The organism is Rhizobium sp. O111, assembly GCF_055616315.1.
This window is the reverse complement of sequence record NZ_JBSHXL010000002.1, coordinates 704,102-728,716: the sequence shown is the minus strand read 5'-3', so window position 1 is coordinate 728,716 and position 24,615 is coordinate 704,102. Positions and strand designations below refer to the sequence as shown.

23 protein-coding genes are annotated in these 24,615 nt (G+C 61.3%); 15 read left to right on the top strand and 8 right to left on the bottom strand.

All coding sequences use genetic code 11. The annotated features are described in order from the left end of the window. The 3 genes from ACVTFQ_RS22895 to ACVTFQ_RS22885 are packed head-to-tail and all read right to left on the bottom strand — an operon-like array spanning window position 1 to window position 3,388. Window positions 1-939, bottom strand: a complete 939-nt coding sequence (locus tag ACVTFQ_RS22895; protein WP_113178220.1) for a carbohydrate ABC transporter permease — start codon at window positions 937-939, stop codon at window positions 1-3. A 15-nt stretch (window positions 940-954) separates the two neighbouring features. Further along, a complete protein-coding gene (locus tag ACVTFQ_RS22890; protein WP_047503444.1) occupies window positions 955-2,259 on the bottom strand; it encodes an extracellular solute-binding protein in 1,305 nt (434 codons plus the stop codon). Between the two features lie 46 nt (window positions 2,260-2,305). Continuing rightward, on the bottom strand, window positions 2,306-3,388 hold the full coding sequence (locus ACVTFQ_RS22885) for a sn-glycerol-3-phosphate ABC transporter ATP-binding protein UgpC (protein WP_113178218.1): 1,083 nt from the start codon (window positions 3,386-3,388) through the stop codon (window positions 2,306-2,308). A gap of 298 nt (window positions 3,389-3,686) precedes the next feature. Between ACVTFQ_RS22885 and ACVTFQ_RS22880 the strand changes: the two genes are divergently transcribed. From ACVTFQ_RS22880 to ACVTFQ_RS22825, 12 genes are all read left to right on the top strand, one after another. Next, entirely contained in the window at window positions 3,687-4,475 is a 789-nt protein-coding gene (locus tag ACVTFQ_RS22880) for an SDR family oxidoreductase (protein WP_047503451.1), read from the top strand. Window positions 4,476-4,477: 2 nt separating this feature from the next. After that, window positions 4,478-5,617, top strand: coding sequence for a pyridoxal phosphate-dependent aminotransferase (locus tag ACVTFQ_RS22875; protein WP_113178216.1), 1,140 nt, complete (start codon window positions 4,478-4,480; stop codon window positions 5,615-5,617). Between the two features lie 43 nt (window positions 5,618-5,660). Beyond that, a complete protein-coding gene (locus ACVTFQ_RS22870) occupies window positions 5,661-6,539 on the top strand; it encodes an alpha/beta fold hydrolase (RefSeq protein WP_113178214.1) in 879 nt (292 codons plus the stop codon). Between the two features lie 5 nt (window positions 6,540-6,544). Further along, the gene (locus ACVTFQ_RS22865; protein ID WP_113178212.1) at window positions 6,545-7,798 is read left to right on the top strand and encodes a hydantoinase/carbamoylase family amidase; all 1,254 of its coding nucleotides are present in this window, start codon (window positions 6,545-6,547) and stop codon (window positions 7,796-7,798) included. Next, the gene (locus ACVTFQ_RS22860; protein ID WP_162741327.1) at window positions 7,798-8,727 is read left to right on the top strand and encodes a cupin domain-containing protein; all 930 of its coding nucleotides are present in this window, start codon (window positions 7,798-7,800) and stop codon (window positions 8,725-8,727) included. The genes ACVTFQ_RS22865 and ACVTFQ_RS22860 overlap by 1 nt, the downstream gene beginning before the upstream one ends. Next, a complete protein-coding gene (locus ACVTFQ_RS22855; protein WP_113178208.1) occupies window positions 8,727-9,665 on the top strand; it encodes a nucleoside hydrolase in 939 nt (312 codons plus the stop codon). The genes ACVTFQ_RS22860 and ACVTFQ_RS22855 overlap by 1 nt, the downstream gene beginning before the upstream one ends. Before the next feature lie 346 nt (window positions 9,666-10,011). Beyond that, window positions 10,012-10,947: an ABC transporter ATP-binding protein gene (locus ACVTFQ_RS22850; RefSeq protein ID WP_113178206.1), complete on the top strand. Its 936-nt coding sequence runs from the start codon at window positions 10,012-10,014 to the stop codon at window positions 10,945-10,947. Window positions 10,948-10,969: 22 nt separating this feature from the next. Beyond that, window positions 10,970-11,749, top strand: coding sequence for a class II aldolase/adducin family protein (locus ACVTFQ_RS22845; RefSeq protein ID WP_047503472.1), 780 nt, complete (start codon window positions 10,970-10,972; stop codon window positions 11,747-11,749). Window positions 11,750-11,800: 51 nt separating this feature from the next. Then, complete coding sequence (locus ACVTFQ_RS22840) at window positions 11,801-12,826, top strand: ABC transporter substrate-binding protein (protein WP_113178204.1); 1,026 nt, start codon at window positions 11,801-11,803, stop codon at window positions 12,824-12,826. Between the two features lie 5 nt (window positions 12,827-12,831). Next, entirely contained in the window at window positions 12,832-13,620 is a 789-nt protein-coding gene (locus ACVTFQ_RS22835) for an ABC transporter permease (RefSeq protein WP_112982441.1), read from the top strand. Beyond that, on the top strand, window positions 13,617-14,375 hold the full coding sequence (locus tag ACVTFQ_RS22830; RefSeq protein ID WP_113178202.1) for an ABC transporter permease: 759 nt from the start codon (window positions 13,617-13,619) through the stop codon (window positions 14,373-14,375). Before ACVTFQ_RS22835 ends, ACVTFQ_RS22830 begins: the two co-directional genes overlap by 4 nt. A 6-nt stretch (window positions 14,376-14,381) precedes the next feature. Next, window positions 14,382-15,683: an LLM class flavin-dependent oxidoreductase gene (locus ACVTFQ_RS22825; RefSeq protein WP_470424018.1), complete on the top strand. Its 1,302-nt coding sequence runs from the start codon at window positions 14,382-14,384 to the stop codon at window positions 15,681-15,683. A 117-nt stretch (window positions 15,684-15,800) separates the two neighbouring features. Here ACVTFQ_RS22825 and ACVTFQ_RS22820 read toward each other — a convergent pair whose 3' ends face one another. Further along, window positions 15,801-16,004 carry a hypothetical protein gene (locus tag ACVTFQ_RS22820; RefSeq protein WP_113178198.1) on the bottom strand — a complete coding sequence of 68 codons (204 nt, stop codon included), beginning with the start codon at window positions 16,002-16,004 and terminating at the stop codon, window positions 15,801-15,803. A 45-nt stretch (window positions 16,005-16,049) separates the two neighbouring features. On the opposite strand from ACVTFQ_RS22820, the gene ACVTFQ_RS22815 reads away from it, so the two are divergent. The 3 genes from ACVTFQ_RS22815 to ACVTFQ_RS22805 are packed head-to-tail and all read left to right on the top strand — an operon-like array spanning window position 16,050 to window position 20,975. Next, complete coding sequence (locus ACVTFQ_RS22815; RefSeq protein WP_112982443.1) at window positions 16,050-16,607, top strand: TetR/AcrR family transcriptional regulator; 558 nt, start codon at window positions 16,050-16,052, stop codon at window positions 16,605-16,607. Between the two features lie 39 nt (window positions 16,608-16,646). Continuing rightward, complete coding sequence (locus tag ACVTFQ_RS22810; protein ID WP_313760895.1) at window positions 16,647-17,840, top strand: efflux RND transporter periplasmic adaptor subunit; 1,194 nt, start codon at window positions 16,647-16,649, stop codon at window positions 17,838-17,840. 6 nt (window positions 17,841-17,846) lie between these two features. Further along, window positions 17,847-20,975, top strand: coding sequence for an efflux RND transporter permease subunit (locus tag ACVTFQ_RS22805; protein WP_113178196.1), 3,129 nt, complete (start codon window positions 17,847-17,849; stop codon window positions 20,973-20,975). Window positions 20,976-21,055: 80 nt separating this feature from the next. Here ACVTFQ_RS22805 and ACVTFQ_RS22800 read toward each other — a convergent pair whose 3' ends face one another. From ACVTFQ_RS22800 to ACVTFQ_RS22785, 4 genes are all read right to left on the bottom strand, one after another. Beyond that, the gene (locus ACVTFQ_RS22800) at window positions 21,056-22,228 is read right to left on the bottom strand and encodes an MFS transporter (protein WP_470424017.1); all 1,173 of its coding nucleotides are present in this window, start codon (window positions 22,226-22,228) and stop codon (window positions 21,056-21,058) included. An 87-nt stretch (window positions 22,229-22,315) separates the two neighbouring features. Beyond that, window positions 22,316-22,822, bottom strand: a complete 507-nt coding sequence (locus ACVTFQ_RS22795; RefSeq protein WP_113178192.1) for a GNAT family N-acetyltransferase — start codon at window positions 22,820-22,822, stop codon at window positions 22,316-22,318. 130 nt (window positions 22,823-22,952) lie between these two features. Further along, window positions 22,953-24,206: a multidrug effflux MFS transporter gene (locus ACVTFQ_RS22790; RefSeq protein WP_113178190.1), complete on the bottom strand. Its 1,254-nt coding sequence runs from the start codon at window positions 24,204-24,206 to the stop codon at window positions 22,953-22,955. A 158-nt stretch (window positions 24,207-24,364) separates the two neighbouring features. Continuing rightward, window positions 24,365-24,547, bottom strand: a complete 183-nt coding sequence (locus tag ACVTFQ_RS22785; protein WP_113201004.1) for a hypothetical protein — start codon at window positions 24,545-24,547, stop codon at window positions 24,365-24,367. Window positions 24,548-24,615: the final 68 nt, after the last annotated feature.

The following is a 24,615-nucleotide window of genomic DNA, read 5'->3' as shown; positions in this document are numbered from 1 at the left end:
TCAGTAATTCCAGCGAGAGCGCAGCAGGGCCATCTGCGCCATGGAGATGGCAAGCACCACGAGCAACAGCGCCACGGAGAGTGCCGAGGCATAGCCGGCCTGCTGCATGATGAAGGCGCTGTTGTAGATGTGGTAGACGATCAGGTTGGTACTGTCCTGCGGTCCGCCCTGCGTCATCAGGAAGGCCGGCGCAAAGGCCTGCAGCGAGAAGACGGTCATGATCACGACGACGAAGAGCGTCGTGCGGGAGAGAAGCGGGATCGTCACGTTCCAGAGAACCTGGCGGCGGGTGGCGCCATCGATACGGGCGGCCTCGGTCAGTTCCACCGGCAGCCCCTGCAGGCCTGCGAGGAAGAGGATGGCGCCGAAGCCGACCTGCTGCCAGAGCGTCATGGCGATCAGGGCCGGAAGCGCCTGGCTGGTCGAGGTGAGGAAGGGCTGGTTGCCGATGCCGATAATGTTCAGGACGCCGTTGATCAGGCCGTTCGATGGGTCGAGCAGGAAGGACCACATGGTGGCGACGACCACCGAGGAGGTCACGACCGGCAGCATGATCATGGTGCGGACAAGGCCGCGCGCCGGCAGCTTCGAATTGAGGAACAGCGCCAGCGAGAAGGCGACCGGGATGACGAAGACGACGACGCCAAGCGCGAAGAGGAAGGTCACGCCGAAGGAGACGGCGGCATCGTCATAATCGATCATGTCCGTGAAGTTGCGCAACCCGACGAACTTGGCGGCAGCCGGGTTGAGCAGGGAGTAGTCATAGACGCTGTTGCGGGCCATGACGAGCAAGGGCACGTACTGGAAGACCAGCAACAGGATCATGAACGGCGCAAGGAAGCCGGCCGCAAACAGCCAATCCCGCTTCTGCCGCTTGGTAGCGGGCTTTCGCGTTTTTGGTTTGGCCGAAGCCGTGGATAGGGTATTTGAGACCGACATTCTTGCGTCCAATGCTTAGCGATCGAGAACTCGCTGTACTTTCTTCTCGGCGTCCGCCATCAGGTCGGCCGGATCGCCGCCGAAGGCAACGGCACGCAGAGCATCGGTAACGAGCTTGTCGTACTGGGCGAACTTCGGACCCGGAGGACGCGGCTGGCCCCATTCCTGCAGCTGATCGACGAAGACCTTCATCGGATAGGAGTTGTAGGTTTCGAAGCGGGGGAACAGGCTTTTCAGCGTCGGAAGATTGCCGCGCTGGCTGACGTTCATGTAGGCGTATTCACCCGTGGACATGTCGACCACGAACTTCGCCGCGATCTCGGGATGCTTGGAACGCGCCGTGGCGCCGATCGTGGTCGAGCCGGTGTGGACGATCGGGGTCTTGAAGTAGGGGATCGGAGTGATGCCCCACTCGATCTTCGGATCCTTGATCAGCGCGCTGCCAGCGGCCGGCGTATCGATGTAGAAGCAGGCCTTGCCGTCAAAGAAGGCGTTCGGGATGCCGACCTTGGGGGCGACGCCCTCGGAATTGAACAGCGACTGATAGAACTTCAACGCTTCGATCGCTTCCGGCGTGTTCAGGTATCCCTCGACCGACTTGCCGTCCTTGGAGAGCGCCCAGAAGGTCTTGTAGGCGGAGCTTTCCGGATCGGCCTTCGGGTCGCCGGCTGAACGCTGGTAGATCAGGTCCTGATAGACGAGGCCGGGCTGGCCGTTGCCAAAGCGGGTCGGGCCGAGACCCCAGACGCTCGGTGCGCCGGCCGGGCCCTGCTGGCAGGCCTTGAAAGCAGCCAGTGCCTCCGGCCATGTCCAGGCCTTGTCGAGCGTCTGCGGCGGCTTGATGCCGGCGGCTTCGACAAGCTTCTTGTTGTAGTACATGGCGACGGTGGTCTGCTCGATGCCGGGCGAATAGACTTCGCCTTCATAGCTGTGCTCGGCCTTGGTCGCGGGAAGAATGTCTTCGTCCCAGCCCTTCGGCAGGTACTTCGTGATGGGCAGCAGGATGCCGGAGGCGGCGTAGGACTGGGTGTTCGGACCGTCGTAAACCAGCACGTCAGGCGGATTGGAGCTCGCGGCCTGAACGGAGATGGTGTCGGCTAGTTGGGCGAAGGGAACTTCGTTGATCTCGAACTTGACGCAGGGATTTTCCTTCTGCCAGGCCTCCATGGGGGCCGGATAAGGGTAGTTCCCCGGCGTGCGCAGAATGCGCAGCGTCACGGTTTCGCCGGTACAGGCAGCGCTGTCCTGGGCAAATGCGCCGGTGCCGCCAAGCGCGGTGGCGCCAAGCAGGCCGGCGAGAAAGAGTATGCGTGCATTCATCAGCTGTTCTCCTTGTTTTTATGCGGTCGTACAGGCAGTGGTCGCGTCAGATGGCGCGGCCGGTATTCGGGTCGAAGAGGGACATGCGATCACGCGCGATGCGCAGCGACTGGGTCTGCCCCTCGGCGGCGGCGAGTTCCGGCGGCAGCATGGCCGAACAGGAGACGCCCTCAAGCGTGAAATGAACAAGCGTCGTCGGGCCGAGCAGCTCGGCCATGTCGACCGGGACCGAGATTTCGGTTGTACCGTCCGCCAGGAAATGTTCGGGGCGCAGGCCGATCTCGACATGGCGGCCGGCGAAAGCCTTTAAGGCTTCGACCTTGTCGGCGGGAACAGCCAGCGTGGCGCCCGCGAACTTCAGCGTCGGCGTCTCGCCTTCCATGACGACGTCGGCCGGCAGGAAATTCACGGTCGGGCTGCCGATGAAACCCGCGACGAAACGCGTGGCCGGACGTTCGTAAAGCTCCTGCGGCGTTCCCTGTTGCTCGATCAGGCCCTTGTTCAGCACCACCACGCGGTCCGCCAGCGTCATCGCCTCGACCTGGTCGTGGGTGACGTAGACGGTGGTCGCCTTCAGCCGTTTGTGCAGGCGGCGGATTTCCGCGCGCATCTGCCCACGCAGCTTCGCATCGAGGTTGGAAAGCGGTTCATCAAACAGGAAGACGGCCGGATCGCGCACCATCGCGCGGCCCATGGCGACGCGCTGGCGCTGACCGCCTGAGAGCTGCTTGGGGCGACGCTCGAGCAGGGCGGAGATATCGAGGACCTTGGCGGCGTCCTCGACGCGGCGGCGGATCTCGACCTTGTCCATGCCCGAGAGCTTCAGCCCGAAGCTCATGTTCTGCGCCACCGTCATATGCGGATAGAGCGCGTAGTTCTGGAAGACCATGGCGATGTTGCGATCCCGTGGCTCCAGCTCGTCGACGCGTCGATCACTGATCCAGATCTCGCCGTCCGTCAATTCCTCAAGGCCCGCCAGCATCCGTAGCGTCGTCGACTTGCCGCAACCAGAAGGCCCAATAAGGACGACGAATTCGCCGCTGCGAATGTCCAGGTTCAGGTTCTCAATCGTATTCGCGGAAGCGTTTTCGTAAGTCTTCCCCACATTTTTGAGGGACACATCTGCCATGAGAATTCCGCCGTCTGTTTCTAAGGTCATCCATGCCCGAGGGCGTGGATGCGACATTATGCCTTTTAGGTATTCGTGCAATAGGTATTCGTATACATAAAATGAGTTTTTAAAAATAGTCGCCAATATGCCGATCAAATAGGCCGACTGCCTCATTAATCCGCACGGCGTGCGAAATAGTTCCTCATGTTGTCATTTGGTGGGAAAATTTTCCAATTTTGTCACCAAAACACTATGGACATGATCATAAATCGGCGTATGCAAGACGACGAAATATGTATTCACACAGGAGATGCAGGTGGAACTTAATCTTGCTGGAAAGACGGCGCTGATCACCGGAGCCTCGCAGGGCATCGGCCACGCCATCGCGAAGGTGCTGGCTGCTGAAGGATGTCACCTTCACCTTGCCGCCCGCAACGGCGCGGCGATGGAAGAGCTGAAGGCGGAGTTGGCGCAGTACCCGGTCAACGTCACGGTGCATGAAGCAGATCTCGGCACGACCGAGGCCATGGTGGCGCTCGACAAGGCCTGCGGCGACTACGACATCCTCATGAACAACGCCGGCGATATTCCTGCCGGCTCGATCGAAGACGTCACCGACGAATCGATCCGCCGCGGCTTCGACCTCAAGGTGTTCGGCTACATCACGTTGGCCCGCGAGTTTTGGAAGCGCCGCAAGGGCCAAGGTGAGGGCAAGGGTGGCGTCATCATCAACGTCATCGGCAATTCCGGCGAGAACTGGGATGCCGCTTACTTCGCCGGCTCCACAGGCAATGCCGCACTGATGAGCTTCACCAAGGCGCTGGGCGGCCGCAGCATGGATGAAGGCATCCGTGTCGTCGGCGTCAACCCCGGTCCGGTCGATACCCCGCGCATGTTCAAGATCATGAAGCGCAAGGCGATCGACATGCTCGGCGACGAGAGCCGTTGGGAAGAGCTGTACGACAAGTATCCGGGCAAGCGTCCGGCAACCGCCGAAGAAGTCGCCGATCTCTGCGTCTTCCTGGCATCGCCCAAGGCCGCCTATATCAGCGGCACGGTCGTTACGATTGACGGCGGCATTGCCGCACGCGGCTCGGTGATCTGACCATGGCCGCTGATGCACGCACCCGCAACCGTTATTTCGACGACCTGTTCTCCACGTCTGACCTGGCGTGGATGGGTCAGAACACCAACCACGTGCCCGCTCATCCGGCGGTCGCGGAAGCCATGATCCGCTCGGTCGAGGCCGGCGAATTCAATGCCTATGCCCCGCCGATGGGTTTCGAAGCGCTGCGCAGCGCAATCGTTGCCGATCTCGGCGTTGCCGGAACCTCAGCCGAGGCGCTCATCACCGAAGGTGGCGTCAATGCGCTCGCGATGATCTGCAAAGCGCGGTCAAAGCCTGGCACCACGTTTGTCACCACCGACCCGACGTGGAAGTGGCCGTGCATGTTCGCCGAACAGGCAGGCGCGCAAGTTATCCAGATCCCGATCTACGACGCCTCGGTCAACTACAAGCTGACGCCGGAGGCTCTGCGCGCCAACGTCGATGAGCGCTGCGCGATCATCTACATCGTCGATCCGAACAATCCGCTCGGCATTCGCTATGACCGCGAAGAAATCGAGGCTTTCGCCGAGATCGCTCGGTCGGTCGGCGCGTTGCTGGTCCACGATTGCACCTACCGCGACTTCGCCGACGGCCACACGCCGGTGCTGCAGGTCGCCCCCGAGGGCACCGTCGTTTCGCTGTCGTTCTCCAAGTGGCTCGGTCTCGCCGGCATGCGCATTGGCGCTCTCGTCGCCGAACCGAAGCTGGTCGACGAGTTCTCGGCCGCTTCCACCTCGGTACTCGGCGCATCGGTCGTGGCACAGCGCGCGGCGATGGCCGGCCTTTCGGTCAAGCCGGAATGGATGAAGGACGTGCGCCGCATCGACAGCGCCAACAAGGCGATGATCATCGAAGCGGCGAAGGCGACCGGTCTCTCGGTTCCGATCCCGGTCTCGCACGGCAACTTCCTGGTTCTCGAGACCGCCTCCACCGGCGTGTCGCCAGAGGCCATCGTCGAGGCCGCCCGCCGCGAGGGCGTGATGATCCGCCAGGGTCGTTACCACACGGCTGCCTTCGGTGATCGCTTCATCAAGGTCTCGACCTCGGTGCCATCGGCTTGGGCCGAGCGCTTCTGCGAAGGCCTGCCGCGCTACATCGAGACCGCGCGCACGCTCAACGACGTACCGGCCCTTTTCTAGGGCCGGCATATCCATCGACGATAAAAGGCAAAGAGGCTTTCATATGTACGCGACCGCCAAGGATGGAACGAAGCTTTACTACGAGACGGCAGGAGAGGGCGGAACGCCGATCCTGTTCATCCACGAGTTCGGCGGCAACTACGATGCCTGGGAACCGCAGATGAGCTTCTTTGCCCGTCGTCACCGCTGCATCACTTATGCGGCGCGCGGCTACGCGCCATCCGATATCCCGGCTGATATCGAGATGTATTCTCAGGCCAATGCCGCAGATGACGCAATTGCCGTGCTCGATGCGCTCGGCATCGAGAAGGCGCATATCGTCGGCCTGTCGATGGGCGGCTTCGCCGCCCTGCATTTCGGCCTGCGCACGCCGCAGCGCGCCCTGTCGCTGACGATTGCCGGCGCCGGTTACGGTACGGAGCGGGAAACGGCCGACTATTTCCGCAATACCTCGCTGAAGGTCGCCGACAATTTCGAGAGGGATCCGGCCGAATTCTCGAAGATCTATTCGCTCGGCGCCAGCCGGGTACAGTTTCAGAACAAGGACCCGCGCGGCTGGGCGGCATTCGCCGAACGCCTGTCGCATCACTCGGCCGTCGGCGCCTCCAACACCATGCGCGGTGTCCAGTGCCGGCGCCCGTCCTTCTGGGATCTCGAAGAGCAGCTTAAGACGATGATGGTACCGACGCTGGTCATGACTGGCGACGAGGACGATCATTGCCTGCAGCCTTCGATCTACCTGAAGAAAATGCTGCCGGCCTGTGGTCTCTCCGTTCTTCCGAAGGCGGGCCATACGCTGAACCTGGAAGAGCCGGCGCTGTTCAATTCCGTGGTATCCGATTTCATCGCCCAGGTGGAGCAGGGCGCTTGGAAGGTGCGCGATCCCCGCGCTGATCCCGGTCAGGTCATGCGGACGGAGTAGAAGACATGGCGCGGCCCGCAATCTCTCCCGACCGGCTCTGGACCCGCCTTATGGCACTCGGCGAGGATGGCGCGCTGCCCGGCGGCGGCGTCAACCGGCAGGCACTGTCAGGCGAGGAAATCCTGGCCTGGCGGCGGATCATCGCCTGGGCGGCGGCGGCGGGCCTCGAAGCTTCGACCGATCCGGCGGGCAATCTTTTTCTGACGCTTAAAGGCGTGCTTCCCCACCTGGCGCCTGTCGTCGCCGGCAGTCACATCGACAGCCAGCCGACAGGCGGTCTTTTTGATGGGGCTTTTGGCGTGCTGGCGGCCCTTGAGGCCGTCACCGCGATATCGGAGGCGGGGCTGACGCCCGAGCGTTCGATCACGGTCGTCGGCTGGATGAACGAAGAGGGAAGCCGCTTCGCTCCCGGCATGATGGGCTCCGAACTGTTCGCAGGCCTGCGCACCCACGAAGAGGTGATGGCAGTGCGCGACGCCCATGGCGTCAGCGTCGGCGAGGCGCTTGGCGAGCTGCATGCGGCATTCCCCGATTTGCCGCGTCGCAAACTTGGTTTTCCGATGCACTCCTACATTGAGCCACATATCGAGCAAGCCGATGTTCTTGAGACGGAAGGCGCCGTTATCGGCGTCGTCTCCGGCATCCAGGGCAAGAAAACCTACGACATCACGATCACCGGCCGCGAGGCACATGCGGGCACCGAGCCGATGAGCCGCCGGCAGGATGCAGTGCAGGTGTTCGCGCGCATCGCGACGCGGATGCATGAGGCGATGGCAGGCGAAGAATTGATCAAGTTCACCATCGGCCGTGTCGTTGTCGAGCCCAATGCGCCGTCAGTGGTACCGGCCAAGGTTACATTCCGCATCGATTTGCGCCATCCCGAAAATACCGTGCTGGAAGCGTGCGGCGCCCGCCTTGAGCAGATCGCACGCGCCGAAGCCGGAGCCTGCCAGGTCGACATCCGCCGTCTCGTCGACGCGCCCTCAAACGGGTTCGACGAGGGGCTGAAGCAGGCGATCCGGGTGTCGGCGGACGGGCACGGATTGTCGCGCCTCGAGGTCCTGTCCGCAGCCGGACACGATGCGCGGCAGATGGCGCCGCTGACGCGGTCCGCGATGATCTTCATTCCCTGCCGGGGCGGCATCAGCCACCACCCGGACGAATGGTCCGAGCCGGATCATGTTGCCGCCGGGGCGACCGTTCTTCTCGACCTGCTTCTGGAGGAAGCCGGTGTTTCGTTCAACCAAGGAGATGCATGATGAGCACAGCCAATGACATGGCCGAAATGCCGGTCCAACTGCCGCGCGAGCCCGCCAACGCGGCCGAGGCGCGCAGCCGCTATTTCAATTCCGGCAATGCCTTCAACATAAAGCTTCCGGCGGTGCCGGGGCACATCTTCATGGACGAGCCGGCAAAGGCGATGAAGATGGAGAAGACCGGTTTCATCAATTGCGACCAGTCGGACAAGATGGAGTGCGCCTTCGCAGCGACGACGCCGCTGATGCTGGCGCGCTATGCGGTCGTTAAGGCGGGCGAGACGCTGGATACGACGCTCGTGAACACGGCGTCGATCTGGTACGTCATCAAGGGCAGCTCCAGCCTTGTCGTCGGTGACGAGAAGGCGACGCTCGGCAAGGGCGATGTCTTTCTTCTGCCGGGTGGCATCGCGTCGGCGATCACCGCAAAGGACGATTGCGTCTTCTGGGCTGTCGGCAACGATCCGCAGCTGAAGTTCGATACATCCGCTCCGGTGACCGGTGAGGAAGCGGCCGTCCAGTTCGTGCATTATCCGGCCGATGAAATCACCCATCAGCTCGATGTGGTCTACAGCTCGAACGCCAATGCCTCGACATCTGGTCACGCGCTGATCTTCTCGGCCGAAAAGACTGAAGCTGCCCGCAACATCACGCCGACCATGACGCTTTCGCTCAACACGCTGAAGCCTAAGAGCGCGCAGCCGCCGCACAAGCACAATTCGGCCGCCATCACGCTGGTCGTCGCCGGCGATCCCGCCTATTCCATGGTTGCCGAGCAGAAATGCGACTGGTCGCCCTGGGCAACGCTGGTGACACCTGCCGCCGCCAAGCACAGCCACCACAATGACGGTAACACGCGCGCCGAATTTCTGATCGTCCAGGACGGCGGGCTCTACTATCATGCCCGCACCATGGGATTCGAGTTCTACTGATGCGGCTGATCATCGATACGGATACCGCAGGGGATGATACCTATTCCCTGCTGCTGGCCATGAAGACGCCGGGGTCGACGCTGGAGGCGGTGACCGTCTGCGTCGGCAACGTGCCCTTCGACCAGCAGGTGGAAAACGCGCTGGCGACCATCGAGGCCGCCGGTTTCTCGGGCAAGGTTCCTGTTTACTGCGGCGCGCGCCGGCCAATGGTCAAGCCGTGGGAAGCCTCCACCATGCACGGCAATGACGGGATGAGCGGCGCCAACCTGCCGATTGCCCGCCAGCGGCCCGAGACGATGCATGCCGTCGATGCGATCATCGAAAAGGTGATGGCCGAGCCCGGCGAGATCGACATCCTCGCCCAGGCGCCGCTGACCAACATCGCACTGGCGGTGATGAAGGAGCCGCGCATCGCCAAGGCGGTTCGCCATCTCTGGATCATGGGCGGTACCGACAACTCGGTCGGCAACATCACGCCCTGCGCGGAGTACAACTTCTTCATCGATCCGGAAGCCGCGAAGATCGTCTTCGAGGCGGGCTTCAACATCACGCTCTCGACCTGGACGCTCACCATGCGCTCCAGCCTGTTCGAAGCCGATCAACTCGAAGAGATCTTCGCGATGAACACGCCGCTTTCGGAGTTCTACCGCAAGGTTTCGGCCACGCCCCGCCAGACGGCGGAAGCACGCTATGGCCGGCCGATCAGCACTCATCCCGACTCCTTGACCTGCGCCATGGCGCTCAATCCAGACCTGATCGAGAGTGCGCGAGACGCAGTTGTCAGGATCGAGACCGCGGGTGAAATCACCAGGGGATTTTCGGCCGTTCATCCGCCGGTTCTCGGCAATCGCTGGCCGGAGTTCAAGGTCAATGCCCGGGTCGTAGAAAAGGCATCGAACGGCGGCTTCTTCGATATGATGAAGCGGGCGCTTTCCTGAAGCTGCGACCGCTGAGTTGGCAATTCTGAGAAGCCGGGAACGAAGTCCGCTCCCGGCTTTTTTTTGTGTCCGGCAATCGGAAGCGATCAAAAGGCGGATGGCTAAAAATCACTCATCGAATGCACAACAAATAGCACATTATGAACACGTAGATTGAATATATGTATCCATGTATCCGCCGTTATGCATACTTACGGTGATTTCCATGTCTCTGACGAGGATGTCGATTGGGTTTTCTGCCGCAAGAATCGGTTTTTGAATAAAAAACCAGGGCAGTTAGCATCTGGCACGCCACTTGCTTGTATCCTACAGACGAAGAATTGCATACGTGACAGGAGTTTTGCGAATGACTGATCGGGCGATAACGCCTAACGAGCTCTTCCCGCGTGGTTCGGCCTCCGGCGCCATGGGGTTGATCGAGTTGCTGAAGCCGCGAAAGGCGCAGCCTGTGGCCACAGCTCCAGCCTTGCTTGAATCTCCCGAGGCCGCCGACGACGGCAAGCCGCTTATCGAGCTTCGGAATGTGTCGAAGACCTTTGGTGCGACGAAGGCGCTGAGCGATCTCGAAGTGTCGATTCGCCCTGGTGAACTGGTCACCGTGGTCGGTCCGTCCGGCTGCGGCAAGAGCACGCTTTTCAATATCCTCGCCGGCCTGGAAGAACCCGATCCGGGCAATATCCTGCGTCTTAAGGGCGTCAGCTCCACGGCATCCGATCTGCTCGGCAAGGTGTCGTTCATGCCGCAGCGCGATCTGCTTCTGCCTTGGCGTAACGTGATCGACAACGCCATTCTCGCTCTTGAGATCGAGGGGATGTCGCGCGCCGAGGCGCGAAAGCTCGCTATGGAAATGCTTCCCGAGTTCGGTCTCGCCGGCTTCGAGAACCAGTACCCCAACCAGCTTTCGGGCGGCATGCGCCAGCGCGTGGCGCTGATGCGTACCTTCCTGTTCAAACGCGATCTGATGCTGCTCGACGAGCCATTCGGGGCACTGGATGCGCTCACCCGCACGATGATGCAGCGCTGGCTGCTCGATGTCTGGCAGAAGCATAAGCGCACCGTGCTGTTCATTACCCATGACGTCGACGAGGCGATCTTCCTCGGCGACCGCGTGCTGGTCATGACCGCGCGCCCGGGCAAGGTGAAGCTTGAGCAGGTTGTTGACCTGCCGCGCCCGCGCAAGGCTGACATCGTCACATCGCCCGAATTCATTGCGCTGAAAAAGACCCTTCTCGAGGCAATCGAGGAAGAGAGCATGAAGTCCTTCCAGGTTGCTGGACACTGATTGAAGCATGAGGAAACAGATTATGACTGACCACTATTCGGGTCGCCCGGCCCATATCGCGGAAGACGAATGGAAGGCACGCGTCGATCTCGCCGCCTGCTACCGCATGGTTGCCCGCCTCGGCATGGACGATCTGATCTACAATCACATCTCGATGCGCGTGCCCGGTCACGAAGACCAGTTCCTTCTCAACCCCTACGGTTTCCTGTTCGAGGAAATCACCGCGTCGAGCCTCGTGAAGATCGATATCGAGGGCAACAAGCTCGACGATACGCCTTACACGGTCAACAAGGCGGCCTTCGTCATTCATGGTGCACTTCACAAGTCGAGCCACGATGCTGTCTGCGTATTGCACACGCACTCCGATGCCAGCGTCGCGGTATCGTCGCAGAAGGACGGCCTGCTGCCGCTCAGCCAGTTCGCAATGCGCTTCTACAAGCGCCAGGCTTTCCACGCCTATGAAGGCGTCGCCATCGACTTGGCCGAGCAGGAGCGCCTCATCAGCCATCTCGGCGACAACAAGGTGATGCTGATGCGCAACCACGGCATCCTCACCATTGGCCGTACGCCGGGCGAAGCCTTCATGTTGCTCTACTATTTCGAGCGCGCCGCCCGCATCCAGCTCGATCTCCAGGCCGCGACCGCTTCCGGCGCCGAGCTGGTCATCCCGCCGCACGACGTGTGTGAGAAGGCGGCACGGCAGTTCTGGGAGAGCAAGGGCGACATTCTCATTGCTGGCGAACGGGAGTGGCCGGCCTTCCTGCGCCAGCTGGACAGGGAAGGCTCCGACTTCCGCAAGTAAGCGCATCATTGGGAGGAAAACGCCAAGTCACGAAAATCAAAAGAGGGTTTCATGCTTAACAGACGTAACGTGATTGCAGCATTTGCTGCCGCCGCCATGACGCTTCCCGCGCTCGGCATGTCCGCCGCTTCAGCCAGTGCGCAGGAGATGGTCGATGCCAGCCTGCGCCTGAAGTGGCTCACCCAGGCTCAGTTCGCGGGCTTCTACGTGGCGCTTGAAAAGGGCTACTACAAAGACGAAGGCATCAACCTCGCCATCAACCCAGGTGGGCCGAACCTTCTGACCGAAAATCTCGTCGCGACCGGCGCCGATACGTTCGGTCTTTCCGGCGGTTCCGACAGCGTGTTCGCCGCGCGCGACAAGGGCCTGCCGGTCGTCTGCATCGGTGTGGCCCATCAGCAGACGCCGTTCGTCTTTGTCTCTCACAAGGACGGGGCGGTCCAGAGTGTTGCCGACTTCAAGGGCAAGAAGATCACCACCTGGTTCACCGGGGCCAACCATGTGCTTGCGGCCATGCTTTCGAAAGCCGGCATCGATCCGAAGCAGGCCGATATCCAGCCGCAGCAGGTCTCCGTCACCCCCTTCGTCGACAAGCAGGTCGATGTCGTGACCGCGACCCGCTACAACGAGCTCTACGTCATCAACCAGCGCGTCGGTAAGGAAAACCTCAACATCTTCGTGCCCGAGGATAGCGGCGTTTCCTTCCCGCGCGATACGCTGATCGTCTCCGAGCAGACCGCGCAAGAGAAGCCGGAACTCGTCGAAAAGTTCCTGCGCGCCAGCGTCAAGGGCTGGAAGGAAGCCTTCGCCAACGAGAAGGAAGCAATCGATATCATCATGAAGATCGCGCCGACACTCGACCGCGCTCAGCAGGAATTCATGCTGTCCGAGATCAAGACGCTGATGACTGCAGGCAAGGCCTCCACCGACGGTATCTTTACTATCGACAAGGCCGCGGTCGGTTCCGCCAACGAGCTTCTGGCCACGTATGGCGTGATCTCCAAGCCCGTCGATCTCGACAAGGCCTTCAACGCCTCCTTCATCGAAAAGATCCCGGCCGAGGAACGACGCCTGTGAGTGGAATGAATGCTTCTGCGACAAGCCTGCCCGTCATTTCGACGGGCAGGATCTACGCCGCGGTAAAACCAATCCTGTGGCTGGCTGTCGGGTTGTTGGCGATCGAAGTCATCGTCATGGCCTTTGGCATCCGCCCCTATTATCTGCCGCGTCCGAGCGCCATTGCAGCCAACATCATGGCGACACCAGGCGCCTATATCGCCGGCCTGTGGCGGACCTTCCTCGAGACGGCGCTCGGCTTCGTTGCCGGCAGCTTGTTCGGTGTCGCGATTGCGGTGGTCTTTCACCGCTGGTCTGTGCTCCGCGAGCTGTTCTTTCCGCTCTTCATCGTGTCGCAGACCATTCCGGTCATCGCCTTCGGCGCGGTCGTCGTGCTCTGGTTCGGAAACACGCTGTTCGCCAAGGCGGTCATCTCATTCTACGTCAGCTTCCTGCCGGTCACGGTCAATGCGATCCTCGGCTTTTCATCGGTCGATCCGAAACAGGTCCAGCTGGTGCGCAGCTTCGGCGCCAAGGATGGTCAGATCCTGCGGCGGATCTATCTGCCGGCCGCCCTCCCGCAAATCTTCGTCGCGCTGAAGCTTGCCTCTTCGCTGGCTCTCGTCGGCGCCATCGTTGGCGAGTGGTTCGGTGACACCACCGGGCTTGGGGTTTTGCTGCTGCAGGCGATGTACAACGAAAACGTCGTCGGCATATGGGCCACCATCGTCGTCTCAGCCTGTCTCGGGATGGGGCTTTACGGCATCGTCTCCTTTGCGGAGCGCCATTTCGTCTTCTGGGGTAGCGAGAAATGAACAGCCAACCGAATGAAAACCTGCGCCAGATCGGGCGCGGCATCGCCGGCGCGGTTCTGCTTGCGGTGGTCTGGGAGCTCGCCGCACGTGGTCTCAACCTGCCGGCCTATGTGCTGCCCTCGGTCAGCAGCATTCTGGCCGGAATCGTCTCTGACGCGGGTAACCTTCTCGATGCCACCGCCTTCACAGCAGGCGAAGCCCTGGCGGGCTACGTGATCGGCTGCGGCATTGGCATGTCGCTGGCGGTCCTCGTCACGATCATCCCGGCCGCTCGTGGGGTGGTTTTGCCGCTCGCGACCGCGATCAACTCCGTCCCCGTCGTCGCCTATTCGCCGCTTGTCCTGCTCTGGTTCGGCATGGGCATGGCCTCCAAGGTGGTGATGGTGGCAATCGCCGTTTCGTTCACGATCTTCTTGAGCACGATCGCCGGCCTAGATCGGATCGATCGCAAGACGGTCGATCTCATCCGTTCCTTCGGGGCCGGACAGCTCGCCATCGTCTGGCGGCTGCGTCTGCCGACCGCATTGCCGCTGATCATCGCCGGCATGCGTGTCTCCACGGTGCGAAGCGTGCTGGTAGCCATCGTCACCGAGATGCTTGGCGCCTATGGCGGGCTCGGCTGGGTCATCTATCAGGCCGTGCTGCAGATCGATTTCGTCAAGGTCTGGGCGGCCATCATCGTTGCCTCGACGATCAGCCTCGTCTTCTTCGGCCTGATCAGCTTCGTCGAGCGACGCTACGTCTTCTGGAGATAAGCAGGCATGACACGCAAGATTCACTTCGGCCTCTTCCTTCTCGGCACCGGCAGCCATGTTGCCGGCTGGCGCATGCCGGGCGCGATCGATAGCTTCCAGAATATCGATCAGGTCCGCACGATTGCGCAGGAAGCCGAGCGTGGTCTTTTCGATCTCATCTTCATGGGCGATAACCTGCACGCCGATCCGGCAGCACACCCATCCTACACGGCACGGCTCGAGCCGCTGACGCTGCTGTCGGCTATCGCCGGCGCGACAAAGCATATCGGGCTCGGCGCCACCGTGTCGACGACCTACAGCGATCCCTTCACGGTGGCCCGCGTCTTCGCGTCGCTTGATCATCTGAGCGGCGGTCGCGCCGCCTGGAACGCGGTGACGACCGCAAACCCGACGGCGGCGGCGAATTTCGGGACCATTCATCCTGATCACGCCAAGCGCTACGAGATCGCAGAGGAATTTCTGACCGTTGTTCGCGGTCTCTGGGATTGCTGGGCTGATGACGCAATCGTCGCCGACCGCGAGACGGGTCTCTACATCGATCCGACCAAGGTTCGCTCTCTCGATCACGAGGGTGCGCATTTCAAGGTCAAGGGCCCTCTGAACATCGGCCGCTCGCCGCAGGGTCAGCCAATCATCCTGCAGGCGGGCGGCTCCGGTCCCGGCCAGGAACTGGCGGCGAAGTCGGCGGATGTTGTCTTCTCGGTCACGCAGGATCTGGAGGAGGCGCGCGCCTTCTACCGCTCCGTCAAGGACCGCCTGCCAAATTACGGCCGCGCCGAAGACAGCATGGTGATCTTGCCGGGCGTGATGCCGATCGTCGGCCGCACGGAGCGCGAAGCGCACGACAAGCTCGCGGCGCTACAGGGCTTCATCAGCGAAACCAATGCCTTGTCGCTGCTGTCTGATCGCTTCGGCATCGACATGAGCGTCTATGATCTCGACGGTCCTATCCCCGAAGATCTTAAGCCCTCCGACAGCTATCACGCCTTCGCCAAGGTCATGCTCGACAAGGCGCGGCGCGAGAACATGCGGCTGCGCGATGTCTACAACGTCATGGCCGCCGCGCGCGGTCACTGGGTGCTCTGCGGCACGCCCGAATATATCGCCGACACGCTCGAGGTCTGGTTTACGACCGGCGCCGCCGACGGCTTCAACATCATGCCGTCGCACTTTCCGGATGGGCTGACCGACTTTGTCGACATGGTCGTCCCGATCCTTCAGCAGCGCGGCCTTTATCGCACCGAGTACGAGGGCAACACGCTGCGCGACCGCATGGGCTTTGAACGTCCGGTGCGCGACCCATCCTGAAGCTCTGAGCCTGCGGGAAAACGGTGAAGACATCAGCACGCAGTGGGCTGCGTGCGCGCGCCATCGCGCACCTTTTCTCTGTGTGTGGCGGTGATCAGAGAGGCAGTAGTGGCCAGCCTAGTCCTGCTCTAAAACGTCGTGTTTGTGCTTCGCCGCATTCGCCGCTTCAGACATCGGCCACGCCGACATTTCGGCCATGGCGACACAATCTGCCTTAACTGCTAAGCTGTTTCCATCCACCAACTGCCTTCCTGAAAGGGAGGCCGCCATGTCTGCTTGAAGGCGTGACCGTTCAAGCTCGCGGTCTTTTTGTTGTTGCATTTAAATCCGATCGTTCGTAAATAAACGCCCGAATTGGAGCACTGCATGGGCCGGACGAGAAAAATCAGCGAAGATGACATCCTGGACGCAGCGGAGCGCGTGGTTGTACGGCTCGGCGCGACGGGGCTGTCGATCGATGCCGTCGCCCAGGAGGCCGGTGTCAGCAAGGCCAGGGTAGTCTACGATCACAAATCCAAAAGTGGCTTGCTTGAGGCTCTGGTTCATCGGAAATTCGAGGCTGACTTGGCGCATATCAATGATTGCGTGCGAGCGTCTCAAGATACGCCTCACCCCGAGCTTTTCGGTCGCATCTCGTCTGCCGAGATCACTGTTGATGAAACCGATCGCGCCGTTGCGATGGCTCTCAGCGCGTCGATGGCAAGCGGCGATAAGCTTCAGGAAACGATGCGCGAGTGGTGTGATCTCGATCTTCGCAAGATGGCGGAGGGAGCCAAGCCGAAAGCAGCTCTGATGGCCTATCTCGCACTAAGTGGTTTTTTCTGCACCGAGCTTTTTGCCTTCCACACCTGGCCGGAGAACGAGCGCCGGCAGATCCTCGAGGGCATACGCTCAATCTATCTCTCCTATGCGGATATGACATGACCCGCTCGACGCGCGGGGCACCTCAAAAAAGGAATGTAAATGCGACGCAGTAGCCGAATGGCGCGCCTGAAGGCGTGTCTGATCGCCACCAGCTTTCTCGTAACCGCCCTTGGTGCGTCCCAGGCCCAAGAGGCAGGCGCGATGCCACCGCCGGCAGTTGCCGTTATCGAGTTGACGGGCAAGGATGTGCCCGTCGTCAACGAACTTCCCGGACGTATCGCGGCAACGCGCATCTCCGAGGTGAGGGCGCGCGTGTCCGGCATTCTGCAGGAGCGTGTTTTCGAGCAGGGCGCGACCGTCAAGAAGGACGACGTCCTCTACCGGATCGACCCCCGTCTGTTCCGCGTTCGCGTGGCGAGCGCCGAGGCAGCGCTTCAACGTGCGAAGTCGATCCAGGACAATGCGCGGCTTCAGCTCGAGCGGCAGAAGAGCCTGCGTGATCGCAACATTGCCTCCGGTATCGAGTACGACACGGCGGCCGTCAACCTCGCGCAGGCGACCGCGGATGTCGCGTCGGCCGAAGCCGGGCTGGACGAGGCGAAGATCAATCTCGAATATACCGAGGTCCGCGCTCCGATATCGGGCGTTATCGGCGCCGCGCTTGTCACCGAAGGTGCCTTGGTCACAGCCGATGGGACCTCGAACCTTGCCCTCATACAGCAGGTCGATCCCGTCTATGCCGATTTTACCCAGTCGGCGCAGGAATTGCTGAACCTGAAAAGGGCGGTGTCCGCCGGCACGCTTGCCAGCACGGCCCCCGGTGAGGCCCGCGTCGAGCTGGTGTTCGACGACGGCTCTCTCTACGCCGAGCCGGGCAAGCTGCTTTTTGCCAATGCCAATGTCGATTCCAACACGGGACAGGTTACGCTGAGGGCGGAATTCCCCAACAAGGCCGGCGATCTTCTGCCGGGCATGTATGTGCGCGTCCGGATAGAGCAGGCCGTTCGACACAATGCCTTCACGATCCCGCAGCGCGCGGTCATCCGTGACGATGCCGGTCAGGCCCAGGTATACGTACTTGGCGCCGATAACGTGGCTGAGCTTCGCAAGGTCACGCTTGGCCAGGCCCAGGGTTCCGAATGGCTGGTCGAGGGCGGCTTGAAGCAGGGTGAGAGCATCATCGTCGACGGTGTGCAGAAGGTGCAGCCTGGCGCCAAGGTTGCGCCGGAAGCATGGAAGCCGGCCGAAGCGGCGGCCTCTTCTTCTCAGCAGCCGGTGAAGACATCGGAGTAATCGATCATGGCACAACTTTTCATTCGCAGGCCGATCCTGGCCTGGGTCTTCGCGTTGTTCATTTCCATCGCGGGCATCATCGCAATTCCATTCCTGCCGATTGCGCAGTACCCCAAGGTCGCGCCGCCTCAGCTGACGATCTCCACCGCATATCCCGGTGCATCGCCGCAGGAGATCTATCAGGGCGTAACACGCCAGATCGAAGATGAGCTCAACGGTGTCGCGGGGCTGCTCTATTTCGAATCGACCTCGGACAATTCCGGCTCGGTCAGCATCAATGCGACGTTCCGCGCCGGGACGGATATCGATCAGGCATCGGTCGACGTTCAAAACGCGATCCGTCGCGTGGAAGCCCGTCTTCCGGCCACCGTGCGCACGCAAGGCGTCACCGTCGAAGAGGCAAGCTCGGGCTTCCTGATGATCGTCTCGATGACATCGACCGACGGCAGTCGCGACGAAGTGGAGCTTGGCGACTACATCAATCGCAGCGTCATCGGTGAAATCCGACGCATCGATGGCGTCGGCCGCGCTCAGCTTTTCGCGGCGCAGCGCGCTCTGCGCGTATGGATCGATCCGGACAAGATGGTCGGCCTCAACATCAACACGGACGATATCAACGCGGCAATCACCGCGCAGAACGCCCAGGTTGCGGCAGGCCAGATCGGTGCCAGCCCCAATCCCATCACACAAGATCTGACCGCGACCGTCCTGGTCCAGGGGCAGTTGAGCACACCGGAGCAATTCGGCGAGATCATCCTGCGCGCAAATTCGGACGGCTCGACCGTTCGCCTGAAGGATGTCGCGCGCATCGAGCAGGGCGCGGAGTCCTATAACTTCACCAGCCGTCTCAACGGTCAGCCCTCGGCAGCCATCGGTATCCAGTTGTCCTCGACAGGCAATGCCGTTGCGGTCTCCGCCGCGATCAAGACCAAGATGGAGACGCTGAGCCGCTTCTTCCCGAAGGGGGTTGAGTATAGCGTTCCGTACGACACCAGCCCGTTCGTCTCGGCGTCGATCGAAAAGGTCATTCACACGCTGCTTGAAGCGATCGTGCTGGTGTTCATCGTGATGTTCGTGTTCCTGCAGAACTTCCGCTACACCGTCATCCCAACGCTGGTCGTACCCGTTGCACTGCTCGGCACCTGCGCCGTCATGTATGCGACCGGGTTCTCGATCAACGTTCTGACCATGTTCGCGATGGTGCTCGCGATCGGCATCCTCGTCGACGACGCGATCGTCGTGGTCGAAAATGTCGAGCGCATCATGGCCGAGGAAGGCCTGTCGCCGAAGGCGGCGACGAAAAAGGCCATGGGCCAGATCACCGGGGCGATCCTCGGCATCACGCTCGTGCTTTCATGCGTGTTCATTCCAATGGCCTTCTTCCCAGGCTCGACGGGCATCATCTATCGGCAGTTTTCGCTGACGATGGTCGTGTCGATCCTGTTCTCGGCCTTCCTTGCCCTGTCGCTGACGCCGGCACTCTGCGCCACCTTCCTGAAGCCCATCAAGGGCGGTCATCATCAGAAGGGCGGCCCGGGCGGCTGGTTCAACCGCAAATTCGAGAAGCTGACCAACCGCTACACCAGCTCGGTGACTGGAATGGCGCGCCGCGCCGGCCGGATGATGATCGTCTATCTCGCGCTCGTCGTTGGCCTCGGCTATCTCTTCGTGAGCTTGCCGACATCCTTCGTGCCGGATGAAGACCAGGGCTTCCTGATCGTCGACATCCAGGGGCCGCCGGAAGCCAGCGCAAACCGCACGATCGAGTCGATCAGAAAGATCGAGACGATCTTCAAGGCGGAGCCGGCGGTCGCCAACATCGTGGCGATCCAGGGCTTCAGCTTCTCGGGCAATGGCGCCAATGCCGGTCTCGCCTTCGTGACGCTGAAGGACTGGTCGGAGCGCGGTGAAGGCAACTCGGTGCAGGATATCGCCAACCGGGCCAACATGCAGCTCTTCGCGCTGAAGGATGCCACGTCCTTCGCTCTTTCGCCGCCCCCGATCGAGGGCTTTGGCACCACCGGTGGCTTCTCCTTCCGTCTCCAGGACCGTGCAGGACTTGGCCAGGCCGCGCTCGCGAAAGCGACTGCCGAGCTGATGGCGAAGGCCGGGCAGAGCAAGGTCGTCACCGGCGTGCGCATGGAAGGCCTTCCTGATGCCGCCCAGGTGCTGTTCGTCATCGACCGCGAAAAGGCCAACACCTTCGGCGTGACCTTCGCGGATATCAACAACGCGATCACCGCCAATCTGGGCTCGTCCTACATCAACGACTATCCCAACCGGGGCAGGATGCAGCGTGTCATCGTCCAGGCCCAGGACCGCAGCCGACTGCAGATCGAGGACGTGCTGAAAATCAACGTCCGCAATGCGACGGGCGGGATGGTTCCGCTTTCGTCCTTCGCAATCGCGCAGTGGCAGAAGGGCCCACCGCAGATCGTCGGCTATAACGGCTATCCGACCGTGCGCATCTCCGGCGCGCCGGCGCCGGGAGAGTCCACAGGCGCGGCTATCGCCGAAATGGAGCGCATCGCCTCCGAGCTTCCCGAAGGCTTTGGTTTCGAATGGTCGGGCCAGTCGCTGGAAGAAATCACCTCGGGCAGCCAGGCGCCCTTCCTGTTCGGGCTGAGCATCCTGTTTGTCTTCCTCCTGCTCGCAGGTCTTTATGAGAGTTGGTCGATTCCGATTTCGGTCATCCTCGTCGTGCCCTTGGGGGTGATCGGCTCGGTACTCGCGGTCATACTCCGCGACATGCCCAACGACCTCTACTTCAAGGTCGGGCTGATCGCCATTATCGGGCTTTCGGCCAAGAACGCGATCCTGATCGTGGAGTTCGCCAAGGACTACTATGCCGAGGGCAAGTCACTGCTGGAATCGGCTGTGGATGCTGCGAGATTGCGCTTCCGGCCGATCGTCATGACGTCACTCGCCTTCACGCTCGGCGTCGTGCCGCTGGCGATTGCGACGGGACCGAGCGCGGCGAGCCAGAACGCCATCGGAACGGGCGTGCTCGGCGGCATGATCTCAGCTACCGTCCTTGCGATCTTCTTCGTGCCGGCGTTCTTCGTCTTCGTGCTCAAGGTGATGAGAACGAAGCGACCCGTCGAAGACGACGCCTCGGAGGAGGGGCGCGGTTGAATAGCGACGGGGTGAGTTCCGCAGAGAACTCACCCCATCAAGCACGCCGAGCGCAACAATATCCGGCCGTCCCGGATTGATTACCTGGCTTCTTTCTTGGGCCCCGTGGACACCGAGAGATGATGGCGCTGGATGAGCCAGAGAACGAAGGCCAGGCAGATCAACGCCATCGCACCGGTCATGATAGCCTTCCAGCCCGCCATCTCCCACAAGAGCCCCGCCAGCAGTGAACCCAAGGCACCGCCTAGGAAATTGCACGAAACGAAAGCTGTGTTGAGACGGCTGCGGGCTTCCGGCTCAACGGAAAACAGGCGCGTCTGATTGAGGACGTTGTTGCTTTGGATAGCGACATCGAACAGCAGAACGGCGAGCGCGACCAGCAGAATGTTGCTTGCCCCGATTGCGCCGATACCCAGCGAGACGAATGCGAGGACCAGAGCGGCGCCCGTACCGGCTGCCGAATAGCCGTTGTCGTGTAGCCACCCTATCCGTCTCGCGGCGAGCGAACCGGCGAGGCCAACGACACCCATGAGACCGATCTGGCTGAGCGAGTATGAGAACGGCTCAGAGCTTAGCAGGAATGTGAGGCCCGTCCAGAACATGGTGAACGTGCAGAAGCCCACTGTCCCGATCACCAGCGTCACCTGCACGGATCGATGCTTTCGCACCACGGCCGGCACCGAGGCAAGCAGCCGTCCATAGGCGATGCGTGGCCGTTCCTTTTCGCTCGGAAGCACGCGTGTCAGCAAGAAGGAGAAGGATGCGGTTACGACAGCGGCGAGGAGATAGACGGCGCGCCATCCGAACAGATCGGCAAAGACGCCGCTGACGGTGCGCGACAAAAGGATGCCGATCAGGATGCCACCGACGATCGTTCCGACCGTTCGTCCGCGCTCCTCAGGGCTCGACAGGTCGCTGGCGAGCGGAATGAGCAACTGGCCGGCCACAGTTGTAATGCCGACCGCGGTCAAGGTGGCAAGCAGCGTTGCGTAGGACGGCGCGAATGCGGTGCCAAGCAGCGCCAGAGATGAAAGAAACATGACGATCGGGATCAGTCTGCGCCGGACGACCACATCGCCAAGCGGTACGATCAACACGATGCCGAGCGCATAGCCAATCTGCGTCATTGTCACGAGCGCGCCCGCGGATCCGATCGGGACATCGAGGGACTTCGCGATTGCCGCGAGCAGGGGCTGCGCCCAATAGAGGTTACCTACCGCTGCCCCGCCGACAATTGCAAACAGCAATGTCATTGCGCCCGACATCCCGGGCGTTGATTGTGTATTATTCGTCATTATTCCATTTCCCGGGAGGTGCGAGATCGCGCGCACTGGGCACGATCAATCATTGAGTTCGCAAGTCATCTCCACCATCGTCGGTCGGAAACCCAGTGACGCAAACAATTGCTGCGCCGCCTTGTTGCGATGAGCGGTGGAAAGAACGGCACGTGCGGAGCCGTGTTTTTTTATTTCGGACAGCGCAGCCTCAAGCAATCTGCGTCCGATGCCTTCGCGTCGGCGGCTTTCGTCGACGAAGAGGTCGTGCAAGACGCCTGCTGGTCCGCGCAAGGACATGTAGTCGTATCCCTCGATCTGGGCGTAGCTATAGCCCAGCACCGCGTCGTCCTGCACGGCTACGAGCAGGACCGCATTCGGATCGGCAATCTTCTTTTCCAGAAACCGGCTATACCCGGACGGCGTACCGTCCGTCGTCTCGAGAAAGCGCTGCGGGTCGAGTTCGTGATGAAGGGCGACGAGACGAGTGCCGAAATCTCCGAGCGTCCCGACATCCGAAGGCGATGCGGGGCGTATGATGACCTCAGATGGCACTGATTGCGTTTTCGTCATGATGTGCTGGAGCCTTGTGGCTGACCGGCGAAGCCGTTCTTCGTATACCGTGTTTTATCTGGTTGAAGGAGATCCGCCAGCCAATCCTTTCAGATATCGTGGCGTCCCGGCAAGTCCGGCGCTCTGCGGATCAACCCCTACCTTTTTCCAAATTTCCCTGTACCACCAGACCCACGCACAGCACGGAGCCAATGCTCATGAGGGCAATAACCCAGCCCATCGGCCATGGCGTCCCATCGGCAAACAAGCCAACGAGGCCGGAGCCGGCAATGCCGCTGCCATACTGAATGGCGCCGACGAGCGCCGACACGGATCCCGCCTGCTCGGGAAAATCAGACAGCGCACCGGCGATCGAGTTGGCGACGATGAAACCGGTCATCGAGACGAACACCAGCAGCGGGATGAACAGTCCCCACAGGCCACCGGCATCAAAATACGAGGCGACACCCAGGACAAGGCCAGCCAGCATGGCGACCACCGCCCCCCGCACAAGGATCGCGTCCATACCGAAACGGGGGACCAGGCGCGTGTTGACCAGATTGGTGACGACGATGCCAACGATGCCCGATCCAAACAACAGGCCGTAATATTCGGCGGGGACATGATGATAGGTGATGAAGGCGAAGGGCGTTCCGGCGATATAGGCATACATTCCCGAATAGAAGAATGCGCCAACACCCGCATAGCCGAGAATCTTCTTCTGCCCCAGCAGCTTACCGTAGCGTCCGAACGCGCCGAGAAGCGAGTCCTGCCGGCGCTTTTCCAGTGGAAGCGTTTCGGGGAGCGTGAAGAGTGCTGCCAGGCTGGCCGCACCGAGGATTACCAACGTCCAGAAGATCGCCCGCCAGCCGGCGACGGCAGCAATTTGCCCACCGATGATCGGGCCGAGAAGCGGCGCGATCGCCATGACCGCAATCAGCGTCGACAACATCTGGGCGGCGCGCGGACCGGCGTAAAGATCCCGAACCATGGCGCGCGACAAGACAACGCCCGCACATGCGCCCAGCGCCTGAATGATGCGCCAGATGATGATCGTTTCGACGTTCTGCGCCATGGCGCAGCCCGCGGAGCCGATGATGAACAGAACAAGGCCGGCGGCAACCGGCATGCGTCGTCCATACTTGTCGCTCAAGGCGCCCCAGACCAGCTGGCCCAGACTGAAGCCGATCAGGAAGCCGGAGATCGTGAACTCCACGCTGCCTGTGCTGGCGCTAAGCGAAACAGCCATGTCCGGCATGGCTGGCAGATAGAAGTCCGTCGAGATGGAGGCGAAGCCCATCAGCGCGCTGAGAATGCCGAGAACATGCCAGCTGCTGGAATGGGCCGACTGGACGTCTGCTTCATTTGCTCCACCAAAGGAGACCGTATCGTTTTCGGATGACATTGTGATCTTTGCAATTCGCTGAATTTGGCGCGAATTTATACTTGGTCATCCTTGCTGATTAGCCGCTTAGTTTGGGATGAACCTATGTCCGGCATTCATGAGTTCGGCGACCGGAATTCCTGCGATGCAAGCGGTGGTGATCGCGGCCTGCCACTGCTCTAGGCGCGTTGCTTCATCGCGACGAACTCACGGACGTACGACGCCACTCCGATGTCGGGATCGACCAGAGGCCCGACATGAGTTGCGAGTCGAAGCATTCCCGCGCCGCAAACCGGTTTTTCCGCAAAAGTCCATTCGCCAAAAGGATGGTTTTTCGATCGGTCGAAGTTGGTAGCGCCCATTATTCGCCTTTTCGAATATAGTTAACGCGCAAGCACATCCGACACATTCTCAACCATCCGATCCCGGC